The 14,702-nt window shown below is 69.2% G+C and carries 15 protein-coding genes (1 of these 15 cut by a window edge); 8 read left to right on the plus strand and 7 right to left on the minus strand.

Features of this window, described 5'->3' with window-relative positions; all coding sequences use genetic code 11:
- Positions 1-29: 29 nt before the first annotated feature.
- The 4 genes from ABEA67_RS05320 to ABEA67_RS05335 form a co-directional block, all read right to left on the minus strand.
- Complete coding sequence (locus ABEA67_RS05320) at positions 30-440, minus strand: heavy metal-responsive transcriptional regulator (protein ID WP_345462046.1); 411 nt, start codon at positions 438-440, stop codon at positions 30-32.
- Between the two features lie 176 nt (positions 441-616).
- On the minus strand, positions 617-1,468 hold the full coding sequence (locus ABEA67_RS05325; RefSeq protein WP_345462564.1) for an urease accessory protein UreH domain-containing protein: 852 nt from the start codon (positions 1,466-1,468) through the stop codon (positions 617-619).
- Positions 1,465-2,289 (minus strand): WD40/YVTN/BNR-like repeat-containing protein, encoded by an 825-nt coding sequence (locus ABEA67_RS05330; protein WP_345462049.1) that lies wholly within the window; start codon positions 2,287-2,289, stop codon positions 1,465-1,467. The genes ABEA67_RS05325 and ABEA67_RS05330 overlap by 4 nt, the downstream gene beginning before the upstream one ends.
- Positions 2,290-2,344: 55 nt before the next feature.
- Positions 2,345-2,605, minus strand: a complete 261-nt coding sequence (locus tag ABEA67_RS05335) for a DUF2933 domain-containing protein (RefSeq protein WP_345462052.1) — start codon at positions 2,603-2,605, stop codon at positions 2,345-2,347.
- Between the two features lie 184 nt (positions 2,606-2,789).
- On the opposite strand from ABEA67_RS05335, the gene ABEA67_RS05340 reads away from it, so the two are divergent.
- The 8 genes from ABEA67_RS05340 to ABEA67_RS05375 all read left to right on the plus strand — a co-directional run bounded on the left by ABEA67_RS05340 (position 2,790) and on the right by ABEA67_RS05375 (position 11,142).
- On the plus strand, positions 2,790-5,294 hold the full coding sequence (locus ABEA67_RS05340; RefSeq protein WP_345462055.1) for a heavy metal translocating P-type ATPase: 2,505 nt from the start codon (positions 2,790-2,792) through the stop codon (positions 5,292-5,294).
- Positions 5,291-5,668: a cupredoxin domain-containing protein gene (locus ABEA67_RS05345; RefSeq protein ID WP_345462058.1), complete on the plus strand. Its 378-nt coding sequence runs from the start codon at positions 5,291-5,293 to the stop codon at positions 5,666-5,668. Before ABEA67_RS05340 ends, ABEA67_RS05345 begins: the two co-directional genes overlap by 4 nt.
- Before the next feature lie 80 nt (positions 5,669-5,748).
- Entirely contained in the window at positions 5,749-6,114 is a 366-nt protein-coding gene (locus tag ABEA67_RS05350; protein WP_345462061.1) for a four-helix bundle copper-binding protein, read from the plus strand.
- A gap of 123 nt (positions 6,115-6,237) precedes the next feature.
- Entirely contained in the window at positions 6,238-6,456 is a 219-nt protein-coding gene (locus ABEA67_RS05355) for an SHOCT domain-containing protein (RefSeq protein ID WP_345462064.1), read from the plus strand.
- A complete protein-coding gene (locus ABEA67_RS05360; protein ID WP_345462067.1) occupies positions 6,453-8,363 on the plus strand; it encodes a copper resistance CopC family protein in 1,911 nt (636 codons plus the stop codon). The genes ABEA67_RS05355 and ABEA67_RS05360 overlap by 4 nt, the downstream gene beginning before the upstream one ends.
- On the plus strand, positions 8,360-8,833 hold the full coding sequence (locus ABEA67_RS05365; RefSeq protein ID WP_345462070.1) for a hypothetical protein: 474 nt from the start codon (positions 8,360-8,362) through the stop codon (positions 8,831-8,833). Before ABEA67_RS05360 ends, ABEA67_RS05365 begins: the two co-directional genes overlap by 4 nt.
- Positions 8,834-9,364: 531 nt before the next feature.
- Positions 9,365-10,057, plus strand: a complete 693-nt coding sequence (locus ABEA67_RS05370) for a response regulator (RefSeq protein WP_345462073.1) — start codon at positions 9,365-9,367, stop codon at positions 10,055-10,057.
- On the plus strand, positions 10,054-11,142 hold the full coding sequence (locus ABEA67_RS05375) for a sensor histidine kinase (protein ID WP_345462076.1): 1,089 nt from the start codon (positions 10,054-10,056) through the stop codon (positions 11,140-11,142). The genes ABEA67_RS05370 and ABEA67_RS05375 overlap by 4 nt, the downstream gene beginning before the upstream one ends.
- Positions 11,143-11,416: 274 nt before the next feature.
- Here the strand turns inward: ABEA67_RS05375 and ABEA67_RS05380 are convergent, their stop codons facing one another.
- The 3 genes in view from ABEA67_RS05380 to ABEA67_RS05390 are tightly spaced (at most 36 nt apart) and all read right to left on the minus strand, a layout consistent with a single transcriptional unit that may run on beyond the window.
- A complete protein-coding gene (locus ABEA67_RS05380; protein WP_345462079.1) occupies positions 11,417-11,839 on the minus strand; it encodes a hypothetical protein in 423 nt (140 codons plus the stop codon).
- Positions 11,836-12,822, minus strand: coding sequence for a hypothetical protein (locus ABEA67_RS05385; protein WP_345462082.1), 987 nt, complete (start codon positions 12,820-12,822; stop codon positions 11,836-11,838). The genes ABEA67_RS05380 and ABEA67_RS05385 overlap by 4 nt, the downstream gene beginning before the upstream one ends.
- Before the next feature lie 36 nt (positions 12,823-12,858).
- A protein-coding gene (locus ABEA67_RS05390) for a heavy metal translocating P-type ATPase (protein ID WP_345462085.1) crosses the window boundary here: on the minus strand, positions 12,859-14,702 show its 3' portion. 664 nt of this gene lie beyond the right edge of the window; the window shows 1,844 of its 2,508 coding nt (coding positions 665-2,508); its start codon lies off the right edge, out of view; the stop codon is at positions 12,859-12,861.

A 14,702-nucleotide genomic window follows, 5' to 3' on the forward strand; every position in this document is an offset into this window, starting at 1 on the left:
CAGGCTAGACCCTCCAGTCCGCTGGAAGGTCAAGGGCGGACGTGACGCTCGATCAGGCCGCACACCTCGCCGGAGCAGTCCCCAGGGAGCCGTGCCGCTTCGCGCAGGGACAGCAGTTCCTCGCGGAAGGCCGTCAGGGCACGTAATTGCCGCTCCACATCCGCGAGTTTGTCGTCCACCAGCTGCGCCACGTGCGTGCAGGGCTGATCGCCGCGCTCACGGATCTCCAGGATGCCCTTGATCTCGTCCAGCGTGAGCCCGACAGCCTTGGCCTGGGTGATGAAGCGCAGGCGCACGCGGTCCTGGTCATCGTAGTGGCGGTATCCGCCGGGGGTGCGCGGTGCGGGTGGCAGCAGGCCGATGTCCTCGTAGTAGCGCAGGGTCCTGGGGTTGAGGTGGAACTCGGCGGCGAGTTCGCCGATGCGAACGGGGGTGGTCACGTGGCCCTCCTTGGGCGGTTCCTCTCGATGACCGCTGCGTGTTTGGATTTCCGGGTTAAGGGCAGGCCGAGTTTGGTGAATGGACCGATACCTTCGGGTAGGTCCTGGCTCGGTGGACAGCCCGGAACTGTACGGTTCAATGGGACCAGCGCGTTCCCTGACATCCCGCCCCCAGCTCAGAGCAACCAGTAGACGAAGGTGTCGTATAGCCCGGCGAGGAGGACCACAGCGCCGGCGAGGGGCGTGGCCAGCCGGTGGACGCGCCGCAGTCCACCCAGGTACGCCCGCCGCTCGCTGGCACCCCCGGCAGGCAGGAACGCCACCAGGAGCAGCAGGGGGAGCATCATGCCCAGCACGAACGCGACGGGGTACAGCGCTCCGAGTGGCGCGGTGATGGCCAGGGGGAGGGTCAGACCGAAGTAGAGCAGGAAGAGGGTCGGGCAGAACGCGAAACTGAAGGCCAGACCCAGGGCGAACGCGCCGAGGGTTCCCCGCCCCACGCGCGCGCGTTCCTCCATCCGTTCGGCGAGCCGCGTCCCGACGGTGAAGCGCGGGCGGATCACACCGACCATCACCAGGCCCACGAGGAACATCAGAGGTCCCAGCACCCGGCGGACACCCGTGAAGAAGTCGCCTGGGGCCATCATGGTGCCGCCAAAGGCGTACACAGCCACGGCACCCAGCGCGAGGTACACCAGCACGCGCGCAACCACGAAGGCCAGGCTGCGCGGCCACGCTCCACCGGCGTGGCCGTCCCGCGCGACGTACGCGAGGGCCGCTGCGCCGGTGGAGAGCTGGCAAGGGGCGGTGGCGGCCAACAGCCCCAGCAGGAACGGCGTGAACAGCGAAACGCCTGTCTGGGAACGCAGGGTGGTGACGGGTCCAGCCAGGGCGGCGTTCAGGGAGCCGCTCAACCGGTACAGGTTCAGGGCCACCTCCCGAAGGACCGGGGAGACGGTCGGCCACGCGAGGATGAGCGCCGCCAGCACGATGCCCACCGTGATGAGCAACCACCGCCGTGTCCTCACTTGCTCCAAGTCTTCCCTCCGTCCACCGAGCGGTACACCGTGCCGCTCTCGCCAGCCGCGTACAGCTTCGTTTCGTCCCCCGGGTCCGCCGTGACCAGCAGCGCGCCTTCCGGGAGGTTCAGGTTCGTCCAGCTCGCCCCCTTGTCCTCCGAGCGCGCCACGCCGGTTGGACCAGCGATGTAGACGTTGCCGCTCACCGGATGAACGTCCAGGCCGGAACCGGCCGCCGACGGCGCCTCCCCGGCGCGTTGCCAGGTCGTGCCGTTGTCCGAGACGATCAGCCCAGCATCCATGGTGAGGGCATAGAGGCGTGGGAAGTCTCCCGGGCCCACCGCAAGGGCCATCGCCCCCGCAGTCGCCGGAGACACAAAGCGCCAATCCTGGCCATTCTCCGTACGGTACAGGCCCTGCCCGGCGAGATTGGCATACCACACGGTCGGGTGGTCGGGGAGGGCCACGAAGCCGTGGATGTCGGTACCCGGCAGGTTCCCAAAGGACTGGTCCTGCCAGGTCTGCCCCCCGTCACGGCTGACCTTCAGGACGTCGTGTCCGGCCATCACGACCGTCCCCGGGGTGCGCGCGGACGAGGCCAGCGCCATGGCGTCTCCCGCGCCATCGGAGTTGCCCCAGGTTCTCCCCCCATCGGAACTCACCGAGACGCCTGCATGCTGCCCGTACAGCAGGCGGCCATCCGGGAGCATCCGCAACGCGTGGAAGTCCCCGGTCAGACGCTGCGCGGCCTCCACGTCGTTCCCCTGCGTCTGCCACCACCACATGCCACCCAGCACGGCGGCGGTCAGCAGGGCAGCCGGCAGCAGCACACGGCGGCGCCAGGAGGTGGGCGCAACGGTCGTTGTCCGTGCCTTGGTCGCCATGTCACTTCCTGATGGCCGCAGCCTGAACAGGGACGGGCGCTGGGGCAAGCTCGGGCTGCGGGGTGGGTTCAGGCTTCACGGCGTGGTGCCCGTGGGGCATGAAGCGCATCATCAGCAGCATCGAGAGCGGGCACGCGGCCGCCAGCAGGAAGGGCAGCGCGGCGGCGAACGCGCCCGGGGACACGGCGAAGTACAGGCCCACGGCAATGACAGCGAGGCCGACGAACACCTTCCAGTTCAGGCATATCCCGAAGAGTTTCATGGCCTCCACAGTAGGGGGCGTCTGTTCAACTTCAATAAAGCCCCAGGGACTGCCGCGGCGCCTGGGGCAGAGCCTCGATGGCCAGGGTGAAGCAAAACATAACGGCTCATTTTATTGAAGCTGAACACGTCGCCTTTACGGTAGCGGGGATGCCAGGGGTGCCCTGACGAGGAGGAGCGAGATCATGACGACGCGGGATCAGCGCATGGAGAAGGCGGAACTGCCGCTGGAGGGGCTGTCCTGCGCGAGCTGCGTGCGAACGGTCGAGAAGCAGCTCGCGCGCACGGACGGCGTGAAGCGCGCGGAGGTGAACCTGCCCCTGGAAAAGGCGTACGTGGAGTATGACCCGGGACAGGTGGACCTCGCGCAGCTCAAGCGCGCCGTGGAGGGCGGCGGGTACGGCGTCCGCACGGGTGAAACCACGCTGGACGTGGTGGGCGTGGAACCGTTCGTGGATGCCAGAGACCTGGCAGGGGCACTGTCGAAGGTCAACGGGGTCGTGCGTGCGGAGGTGGATCTGGGTGCCCGTCAGGTCCGTGTGCAGCATCTGAGTGGAACTGACCTCGCGGACCTCGTCGCAGCGGCGGACGCGGCGGGACTGCGGCTGGCCGCCCCGGACGTGCCGGCCTCGGGGCTGGACCCGCAGGAGGAGGCGCGCGCCCACGAGTACCGGACGCTGATGCGCAAGTTCTGGTTCGCGGTGATCGTCGGTGTGCCCGTCCTCGTCACGATGTTCATGGAGCTGAACCCGGCCTTTGGGGAAGCGCTGATGCCGTATCAGCGTGCCATCGGCCTGGCTGCGGCGATCCTGACCCTGCCGGTGCTGGCGTGGTCTGGCGGGCAGTTCTTCTCCGGCGCGTGGAACAACTTCCGCAACCACAACGCGAACATGGACACCCTGGTCGCCCTGGGCACCGGGGCAGCCTGGCTGTACTCCACGGCGGCCGTGCTCGCTCCCCGGTTCTTCCCAGCAGGGACTGCGGGGATGTTCTTTGACGTGGCGGTGATCGTGATCGCCCTGATCGTCCTGGGGCAGGCGCTGGAGGTGCGCGCCAAGGCCCGGTCAGGTGCGGCGATCCGCAAGCTGCTGGAGTTGCAGGCGAAAACCGCGCGGGTCGTGCGGGACGGCCAGGAGCTGGAGGTGCCGGTTGAGCAAGTTGTCGTCGGCGACCTGGTGCGGGTGCGGCCCGGCGAGAAGGTGCCCGTGGACGGCGTGATCGTGGACGGGCAGAGTGCCCTGGACGAGAGTGTCGTGACAGGCGAGAGCGTGCCCGTCGACAAGCGCCCGGGAGATAACGTGATCGGGTCCAGCCTGAACACGACCGGCGCGTTCACCTTCCGCACGACGAAAGTGGGCAAGGACACTGCTCTCGCGCAGATCGTGCGGCTGGTGCAGCAGGCGCAGGGCAGCAAGGCCCCCATCGCGCGCCTCGCGGACGTCATCAGCTCGTACTTCGTGCCCACGGTGATGATCATCGCGGTCCTCACGTTCCTCGCGTGGTTCAACTTCGGCCCCGCACCCGCCCTGAACTTCGCGGTCGTGACGGCCGTGACGGTGCTGGTTATCGCCTGCCCCTGTGCGCTGGGTCTCGCCACACCGATGGGCCTGATGGTCGGCATCGGCAAGGCCGCCGAGTACGGCGTGCTGATCCGGAACGGGGAGGCGCTGGAGACGGCCGCGCGGCTGGACGTCGTGGTGCTCGACAAGACGGGCACCATCACGCAGGGGAAGCCGGAGGTGACGGAGGTGCGGCCCCTCGGGCACTTCGGTGTGGCGGAACTGCTGATGCTGGCCGGAGTGGCCGACCGGCGCAGCGAGCACCCGCTGGCGGCGGCGATCGTCCGCGGCGCGCAGGCGCGGAGCATCGACCTCGGTGAACCGGAAGCGTTCGAAGCCGTGCCGGGTCATGGGGTGGAAGCAACCGTCGCGGGGCGGCGGGTCCTGGTGGGCAACGCAAAGCTGATGCGCCGCGCGGGCGTGGCAGGGCAGGCCTTCGGGGAGCTGGCCGAGCAACTGGCCGATCAGGGCAAAACCCCGATGTTCGTGGCGGTAGACGGCCAGCCGGCGGGGGTGATCGCCGTGGCGGACACCTTGAAGCCGGACTCGGTGGAGGCCATCCGGGCACTGCGGGCGTTAGGGCTGGACGTCGTGATGATGACCGGTGACAACGAACGCACCGCGCGGGCCATCGCGGGGCAGGCGGGCATCACCCAGGTGCTGGCGGACGTGCTCCCGGAGGACAAGGCACGGCATGTGGTGCAGTTCCAGCAGGAAAACGCCCCTGGCCAGGCGCGGGGTGGACGCGGGGCGCGGCTGGTCGGCATGGTGGGGGACGGCATCAACGACGCGCCGGCCCTCGCCCAGGCGGACGTGGGCTTCGCGATTGGCACCGGCACAGACGTCGCGATCGAGGCGGCGGACGTGACGCTGGTGGGTGGCAGCCTGCGGGGCGTGGTGACGGCGGTGGAACTCTCCCGCGCGACCCTGCGGAACATCAAGCAGAACCTGTTCTGGGCGTTCGCGTACAACGTCGTGGGCGTGCCCATCGCGGCGGGGGTGCTGTACCCCTTCCTCGGGGTGCTGCTCTCGCCGATTCTCGCCGGTGCGGCGATGGCGTTTTCCAGCGTCAGCGTCGTCACGAACGCGAACCGGCTGCGGTTCTTCCGCCCCCGGGAGGTGAGGGCATGAGCACGGCGCAGTGGATCGTCACACTGGTGGGCCTCGGGTTGATCACGTGGATCGTCTGGTACTTCTGGCTGTACCGGCGGGAAAGCGTGCAGGCGCACGCGAAGGAGGGTGGCATGCAGGAAGTTGACGTGACGGTGAAGGGCGGGTACCAGCCCGCCGTGATCGAGGTGCAGGCCAGGCAGCCCGTCCGGCTGAACTTCACCCGGCGGGAGGCCAGCACCTGCGGGGAGGAAGTCGTCCTGCCCGCCTTCGGGCAGCGGGCGCACCTCCCGGAGAACCAGACGGTGCCGCTGGAGGTGACGCCCGCGCAGCCCGGCGAGTACGAGTTCACCTGCGGGATGAACATGTACCGGGGCAAGATCATCGCCCGCTGAGGGGGAAGACATGACGTAGAAACGCCGCTCACCCGCCCGTACACCCCCGACCGAAACCCTCAACACCACCGGAGGATCACATGACGAACGCGCAACAGACGGGAACGAACGGCACGCCCTCAATGATGCAGGACTGCATTCAGGCCTGCTCCGACTGCCACGACGTATGTTTGCAGACGATCAACTACTGCCTTCAGCAGGGCGGACACCACGCGGAAGCCGCCCATATCCGCCTGCTGATGGACTGCGCGATGATCTGCCACACCAGCGAGGACTTCATGCTGCGCGGCTCGGAACTGCACGCCCGGGTGTGCGGGGTGTGCGCGGAGGTGTGTCAGCGCTGCGCGGAGAGCTGCGAGGCGATGGGCGACGACCCGCAGATGCGGACGTGTGCGGACACCTGTCGCCGCTGCGCGGACTCCTGCCGACAGATGGCGCAAGCCTGAGACCAAGCCGAACACGCCGGGGACCCGCGTGCTGAGCGGGCCCCCGCTTTATTGAAGTTGAACAGAGGGACGCTACCTTGCCCTCAGCAGCGTGACGACCTGTGTGCGTGGGAGTGACCAGTGATGATGGGAATGATGGGATGTGGCGGCGGCATGCTGCTGAGCCTGCTGCTGTGGGTGGCGGTCATCGCGGCCGTGATGTACCTGGTGGCGCGCCTCACTCGCGATGGCCGCCGCGGAGACGAGCGGGACCCGGCATGGGAGCTGGCGCGTGAGCGCTTCGCGCGGGGCGAGATCACCGCGGAGGAACTTGACGTTCTGGAGCGCCGCCTCCGCCCGTGACCCAGCGCCCTGACCGCCTGGCGCGGCTGGTTCGGGCCTTCCTCGTGGTGCTGGGCCTCACCTGGCTTTCCGGGGCCGCCGCGCATGCTTTCCTGGTCAACACCCTCCCGCGCGCCGGGGCGCGCTTCGCCGAGGCACCCAGCCAGCTCGCGTTGCAGTTCAGCGAACCGGTGAGCCTCCACTCGGCGCAGATCCGCGTCCGTGCGCTGAACGGGAAGCCCCGGGACATACCGGATCTGCGTACCGGGGCAGACGGGCGCAACCTGCTCGCGGCGCTCCCCCCCCTGGAAAGCGGGGTGTACGTCGTGTCCTGGAAGGTGGTGGCGGGGGACGGGCACCTGTCCAGCGGGGAGTTCGCGTTCGGTGTGGGCGCCCAGGGCGCGATTCCCGGGGTGCAGGACAACGTGGATACCCTGCCGCTGCCCTGGGTGGTCGGGAGCGCGCTGGTGCTGCTCGGGCTCACCGTCTCGCTGGGCGGGTGGGTCAGCGAGCGGTTCGTGTGGCGCAGGCAGGCGGTGCCGCACGCCTGGATCGGCGCGGGCGCTGGCCTGGCGGCCCTGGGGAGCGCGATGCATCTCGTCTCCCTGATGGCCAGCAGCCCGAGTGGCGTGATCCTGGATAGCGGCCCTGGCGTCGCGGCCGTTCTGGCCTTGCTCGCCTTCCTCACGAGTGCCTTCCTGGCGCGAGGACGGTCCCGTGCATGGGTGGGCTTCCCCCTGGTGGGCGGGGCACTGGCCGTCGGTTGGCAGGGGCATCTGGGCACCGCGGAAAGCTTCTGGTTCACACCCCTCGGCCTGGCGCACCTGCTGCTCGCCGCTGTGTGGGTGGGGGCCCTGGTGCATCTCGCGCAGGTGCTGCGGTCCGGGAGGGGCGGGTGGACGGACGGCCTCAGGCGCGGGGCCGGACGGTACGCGGGTCTGGCCGCCTGGACGGTCCTGCCGCTCCTGCTGCTGGGCGGCGTCCTCGCCTGGCCGAAGTTCGCCGTCCCCGCCGAATTGTGGACGACCCGGTACGGGCAGCTGCTGCTCGCCAAGGTCGCGCTGGTCCTCCTCGCCCTGGGGCTCGCCCTGCTGGCCCGCATGAGGGCGATGCCGGCCCGGACGTCGGGTCCCTCGCACCTCTCCCGGCTCGTCCCCGCGGAAGGCCTCGCGCTGCTGGGCGTCCTGGTCCTCAGCGCAGGGCTGGTGAACGCCACCCCGCCGCAGGCCCTCACGGCCGCGAACGTCCTGAGCGCGCCTCCCCCGGCCGGGCCCGCGGTGCACGCGGCCGACCAGATCGGGTTCCTGAGCGTGTACGTCACGGCCGTCGAGGGAGAGCTGCGGGTGCAGGTCGCGCAACCCACCGGAAAGCCGGGCGAGAGGACGCGCGTCCGGGTGAACGGCAAGGGACCGGCTGGAAGCTTCACGCTGTACCCGCGTTCCTGCGGCCGCGGGTGCTTCCGCGCACCCTACGAGTGGCAGAACGGGGAAACGACCGTCCGCGTGAAGGCCACGGACCCCGAGTGGCCGGGGGGGACGGCCGAGGTGAAGTTGCGCTGGCCGCCCGGCCCGAATCAGGCGCAGTGGCTCGCTCGGGTTGTGCAGGCGATGCAAGCCGCGGGAACCTTCCTGGTGACCGAGCAGGCGCTGGGTGGCCTGGACACGTCTCCCCACACCTTTCCTCTGACGGCCGACACGCTGGCCGCGACGGACATCTACATGGGCGGCGGTGCCGAGGATGTGCGCGTAGTTGGCCGTGACGAACAGGGCAACAGCATCCTGTCCCTGTTTGTTCCCGGGTCGAGCATCTGGTACGAGTTGCACGTGGACCGGGAAAACCGCATCCGGCAGGAACGCGTGATCGCACCAGCGTACGCTGTACAGCGGACCATAGAGTACCCGAGCCCGCAGAAAGGAAGCCAGCCTTGACCCACCGCGCTTACGCCTTCACCGACCCGCGCATTCCGCTGGCCGCGGGTCTCTCCATGCTGGCGGCCGTCCTCCACGGGGGCGTGACCGGCGCGCACTTTACCGAGTGGTTCGGCTACGGCCTGTTCTTCCTGGTGGCCACCGCCACGCAGTTCGTGTGGGGCGGCTTCCTGCTGCTGCGCTCCTTCGAAACGAAAGCGGCGCAGAGTGACCCTTTCCCGCGGGTGGGCAGCAGCCGTCTGGAGGTGCCGTACTACGGGGCGGGTGTGGTGGGCAACCTCCTGATCGCCGGGATGTACGTCGTCACCCGCACGGTCGGGATTCCTTTCTTCGGCCCGGAGGCGGGCGAGATCGAGGGTTGGGATGCCTTCGGGTTAACCACCACTGGACTGGAGCTGCTGCTCGTGGCGCTCCTGCTCGTGATGCTCAGGTACCGGCGCTTCATGCAGGGGGAGGGGGCGCTGCGGTGAGGGCCACGGTTGAGGTGGCCAGGCTCTCAACCACGTTCTGTTCTTCGCGTGGCGGTTGGCCCCGCAGGGACAGTGCCCAACGCCGGCCGTACGGTCACCCGTTCATACCGTCACCGAGCATGGCTTTACAGGAACTTAACGGCCTGCCGTTAGCCTCACGCTGGAGGTGAGTGTCTTGTCCCAAAAGAGCCTGGCCACCGTTGTCCTGGGCAACGCCGGGATTCTCGCAGCTCAACAACCACAAGTGGGGCAGGGAAACAAAGAACCGGCCGGGCAGACGATGAACATCAGGAGCAGTCTGAGGATCAGTCACCAGGCTGCAACCTGGGTTGCGTGGTTAAGGGCGGTCCTCCCCCGACGAGGGGTGACCGCCGGACCTGAGCCGCTGGGCGGGCCGGGCCGGGCTGCAACGGTAAAGCCGCGTCGGACGTTGCGGTCCCGGCCAGAGCCGGAGAATGGGCCACCCCATGAGCGTGCCAAGCAAGGTGAACGCCATCAGAAGCGGGACCGGCCCGTTGACCTGGAGGCCCAGTGCCCAGCGTGCTGATCGTGGATGACGACCCGGCCATTCTGGAAATCCTGCGGGTGTACCTGCGCCAGGAGGGCTTCCGGGTGCTGGAAGCCCGGGACGGCACGCGGGCGCTGAGCCTGTTGCCGCAGGCGGACGTGGCGGTGCTCGACTGGATGCTGCCGGGTCTGACCGGCCTGGAACTCGCGCGGCGGGCCCACGCCACCTTTCCCGAGCTGCCCCTCCTGATGCTGACCGCACGCGATGGGGAAGAGGACAAACTGCGCGGTCTGGAGGGCGGCGCAGACGACTACGTCACCAAGCCCTTCTCCCCGCGTGAGGTGGTCGCGCGCGTCAAGGTGCTGCTGCGCCGCGTGGGCGTGCGGGAGGTCATCGAGCACGGCGAGCTGCGCCTGGACGTGCGGGCGCGGGCCGCCACCCTGCGGGGTGAACCCCTCGGCCTGTCCAAGCTGGAGTTCGACCTGCTCTTCACCCTGGCGCAGTACCCGGGGCTGGCCTGGACACGCGAGCGGCTGCTGGAGCGGGTGTGGGGCGTGGACTATCCCCGCATGGAACGTGTGGTGGACGTCCATGTCACGGGACTGCGCCGGAAGCTCGGGGACGACGCCGAGCGCCCCAGGTACATTGAGACGGTGCGCGGCGTGGGCTACCGCTTTCGCGAGGACGGGCAGGACGAAAGCCCGAGGACGCCATGAATTTCTTCGTCAAGATGCTGCTGTCGCATGTGTTGATCGTCGTCGTCGCCCTCGGCGCCCTGCTGCTGTTCTCCGAACTGCTGGCCCCGGCCTTCGTCCGCGGCCACGTCGAGCGGATGGTCGCCCTGATCGGCCCGAGCGGCGCGGAGCTGCGCCCTGACCTCGAGCGCGGCATGCGCAGCACGCTCACCTCCGCGCTGCTGGCGTCCTTGCCGCTCGCGCTGCTGGTGGCGGCCGTCACCGCCCTGCCGTCCGCGCGGCGGGTGGTGCGCAGCGTGGGCCTGCTGAGCGAGGGCAGCCGCGCCCTCGCGTCGGGGCGCTACGAGCGCCGGCTCCCCGAGGAGGGCAACGACGAACTGACCGACCTGGCGCGCAGCTTCAACCGCATGGCGGCGGCCCTCGGGCAGGTCGAGCAGGAGCGCACCGACCTGATCACCAATGTCGCGCATGAACTGCGCACCCCCATCGCCGCACTGCGCGGCTACACCGAGGCGCTGGCGGACGGCGTGATGGGACCGGAAGCGGCGCGTGAGGCGCTGCAGCGTGAGGTGAGCGCGCTGGAGCGCCTCGCCCACGACCTGAGCCTGGTCTCACGGGTCGAGCGTGGTCACCTCGAACTGCACCTCAGCACCTTCCCACCGGCAGACCTCCTGCAGGCCGCGCGGGAGCGCTTCGAGGGTGCCTACAACGAGAAGGGCATCGTTCTCGCGGTACAGGTTGCGCCGAACCTGCCGCAGGTGCGTGCGGATTTCGGGCGCGCCTCGCAGGTGCTGGCCAACCTCCTCACCAACGCCTTGCGGCACACCCCGGCGGGTGGGCGGGTCACGGTCGGCGCTGCCCTTGAGGGCGCCTTCGTGCAGTTCTTCGTGGCGGACACCGGAGGCGGGATCGCTGCGGAGCACCTGCCCCGGGTGTTCGAGCGGTTCTACCGTGCAGACCCCGCACGTTCCCGTGGGGAGGGTGGGAGCGGGGTGGGTCTCACCATTGCACGGGGTCTCGTCGAGCGTATGGGTGGGTGTATCCGCGCGGAGAGTATGCCCGGTCAGGGCAGCCGCTTTGCCTTCACGCTGCCCGCCGCGGGTTGAAGGGGCAGATGCGGGGCCAGCAGAAGGGTGAGGGCCGCGTTCCGACCTCACCCGCTTCACTCAGGACTGGCACAGGCGTGCCGCCGTTTGCTTGAGCTGAGGTGCAGGTGCAGGACCGGGTCAAGCCTGTGGGGACCGGACGGCTGGAACTGACCCACCAAGCTGGCCACCAGGCAACGTGATGCGGGCTTGTGCCGTGCGAACGAGAGTGCCGGGGTCTCCTGCCGGGTTCGGTCGATCAGGCCCGGCAGTCTCTTCCCGCCTGCCACTGGCCTCAGCTCTGCGTTGGCTGTGGGGCCAGCGTCTCGGCGAGGCGCACAAGCAGCTCCTCGGCCCGCTCGTAGCCGGGCCGCAGGTACACGGCGGCGAACGTGGTCCAGTCCTGCACGGCGGCGACTTCCTGGTCATTCTCGTGCAGTTTCAGGTGGGGGTACACGCCGTACTCCACGTAGCAGCCGAACTCGCGGGCGACGTCCTCGAGCTGCCGGGTGTTCTCGTCCGTCCACGCCAGGGTGTAGGGGAGGGCGAAGCAGGGCTTCCCACAACTGCCGCCCAGGCCCACCAGCGGGAAGCCGGCGACCGCCCGCGGGTCCTGCCGGACCTGGACGCGTTCAAGAAAGGCGAGGCGATCCCGGGCCGCCTCCCGGTGGGGAAGCTTCTGGGCGGCAATCCAGGGGCCAACAGTCAATTTGGTCATGGGGTCTCCTTGAGGGGCAGGAATGCGAAGCTGAGCAGCCACCCGGTCAGGGCGGCGAGCGTCACGGCGCCGGACGTGAGGGTCACGCTCCAGCCCAGCAGGCCCGTGAAGGCCAGCGTGGGCAGCACGAGCGCAAACAGCGTCGCCGGAACGAGGGCCGCGAACACCTGAAAGGCGCGCGCCTGCCCGGCGGCAGGCCGCAGCCAGGCGGCGTACCCGTCGGCGAGCAGGCCGGTCGCGAGCAGCGCGGGCAGCAGGACGGAGTTGACATGCACGAGCAGCATCAGCGCGGAGCTGAACGTCACGATCAGGGTGAGGCCCAGCCCGGGCAGCGCGAAGCGCCGCACGGCGAACAGCAGGGTTCCGGTCAGCAGGGCACTCTGCACCAGCACGCCCGCCACGCCGAGGACCTGGCCGAGTTCACCCCCCGGCCCGAGCTCGCCTGCTTCCGTCAGCGGGTTGGCGTACGTGGTGAAGAAGGTCAGGAGTGACAGCAGCAGCGCGAGGGACGCCAGGGCGGGCCACGGGGCACGTGTCTCGCCGCGTGCGAGCGCCGCCCGCAGCGGCCCGGTGACCATCAGCCCCGCCCCCAGGGCGAGCAGCAGGTGCGGTGGGCTCAGCAGCGCCTCGACGCTCACCTCGATGCCGAACAGGGTGTGCCACACCAGGTCGCTCACCCCCCCGAGGGCGAACAGGCCCGCGCCGACCAACGCGGGCCCGTACCCGGCGGGCATCGCCCCCGGCCGCAGTCCGCCCCCACGCAGCGCCGTCCCGGCGAGCAGCAGGGCCAGCAGGGCGAACCCCGCGTACAGCAACCCGTGCCAGGGGGTGAAGAAGCTCTCCAGGGCGAAGCGGTGGTGCGCCCAGGCGTCGAGGTGCACGCCGAACAGCATCAGGCTGCCGAACCCCACCACCGCCCAGTCGAAGGTGGGGGTGGAAAAGGCGAGGGGGGCCAGGTCGCGGGTGGGGCGACGGGTGGTCATGGGTGGGCCTTTCTTCCAGGCAGGAGAACTTGGGCTTCAGACCGGGACCGGAGTGGCCGAGGGCGTGCCGGCCAGCGCACCCTCGGGACGAACGGGCGGCCGGAAGGAGCGCAGCCGCAGGGCATTGCTGAGCACGAACACGCTGGAGAAGCCCATCGCCGCAGCAGCCAGGACCGGGCTGAGCAGCCACCCGAAAGCGGGGTACAGCACGCCCGCCGCGACCGGGATCAGGACGATGTTGTACGCAAAGGCCCAGAACAGGTTGAGCTTGATGTTCCGCAGCGTGGCGCGGCTGAGCGCCAGGGCGTTCGGCACGCCGCGCAGGTCGCCCGACATCAGGATCACGTCGGCCGTCTCGACCGCCACGTCCGTGCCGGTGCCGATGGCCAGCCCCACGTCTGCCTGGGCGAGAGCTGGCGCGTCGTTGATCCCGTCACCCACGAAGGCCACCGTGTTGCCCTTGCCTTGCAACGCCTTCACGGCGTCACTCTTGCCGCTGGGCAGGACCTCCGCCAGCACCTCGTCGATCCCGAGCTGCCGAGCGATGGCGTTCGCGGTTCGCTGGTTATCACCGGTGATCATGGCCACCCTCAGTCCCTGGCGATGCAGCGCCCTCACGGCCTCCGGGCTGCCCTCCTTGATGGGGTCGGCGACCGCGATGACCGCAGCGAGCTGCCCGTCGAGGGCCGCGTACAACGGGCTCTTGCCCTCGTCACCGAGTTGCGCTGCCTGGGCGGCAAACTCACCCACGTTCAGCCCGAGCTTGTGCATGTACCGGTCGGCACCGACCTGCACCAGGCGCCCTTCCACCCGCGCCTCCAGGCCGAAGCCGGGCACGGCTTGGAAGCTGTCGGGTGGGACGATGGCAACGCCTTCCTTTTTCGCGGCGGCCACAATGGCGCGGGCGATGGGGTGCTCGCTCTGTTCTTCGGCGGCCGCGACCAGTTTCAGCACTTCCGCCCGGTGGAAGCCGGGGGCGGTGACGAGGTCGGTGAGTTCCGGCTTGCCCTTGGTGAGGGTCCCGGTCTTGTCCACGGCCACCACGTTCACGCTTTGCAGGCCTTCGAGCGCCGTGCCGTTGCGGAAGAGGACGCCGAGTTCCGCCGCCTTGCCGGTGCCGACCATGATGCTGGTGGGGGTGGCCAGGCCCATTGCGCAGGGGCAGGCGATGATCAGGACCGCGACGGTATTCACCAGCGCGAAGCTCAGCGCCTGCGGCCCGCCCAGGGCCAACCAGACCAGGAAGGTGAGCGCAGCGATTCCCAGGACAACGGGGACAAACACGCTGACGACCTTGTCCGCCAGTCCCTGGATGGGAGGCTTGGAACCCTGCGCACTCTCCACCAGCTTGATGATCTGCGCGAGGGCGGTGTCCGCCCCGATCCGGGTGGCCCTGAACTGAAAGGCGCCGTTCTGGTTGATGGTGCCGCCGACGACGGGCGCCCCCCCTTGCTTGGCGACGGGAACGGGTTCGCCGGTGATCATGCTCTCGTCCACGAAGCTGGTACCCTGTACGACCTCCCCGTCCACCGGGATCTTCTCGCCGGGGCGGACGGAGATCAGGTCACCTACCAGGACTTCATCCGTGGGCAGTTCGAGTTCCTGACCGTTCCGCACCACGCGCGCCGTCTTCGCTTGCAGGCTGAGCAGCTTCTTCATCGCCTCGCTTGAGCGGCCCTTGGCGACAGCTTCGAAGTACTTGCCCAGCAGAATCAGGGTGATGACGACGCCGGACGCTTCGTAGTACACGTGCGCGGTGCCTGCGGGGAAAATGCCGGGCGCCACGGTGGCGACCAGCGAGTACAGGAAGGCCGCGGTCGTGCCGATCATCACCAGGGCATTCATGTCTGGCGCCCTGTTCTTCAGGCTTTTCCAGCCCA

It is taken from the genome of Deinococcus carri (assembly GCF_039545055.1).
In the GTDB taxonomy this organism is placed as follows: domain Bacteria; phylum Deinococcota; class Deinococci; order Deinococcales; family Deinococcaceae; genus Deinococcus; species Deinococcus carri.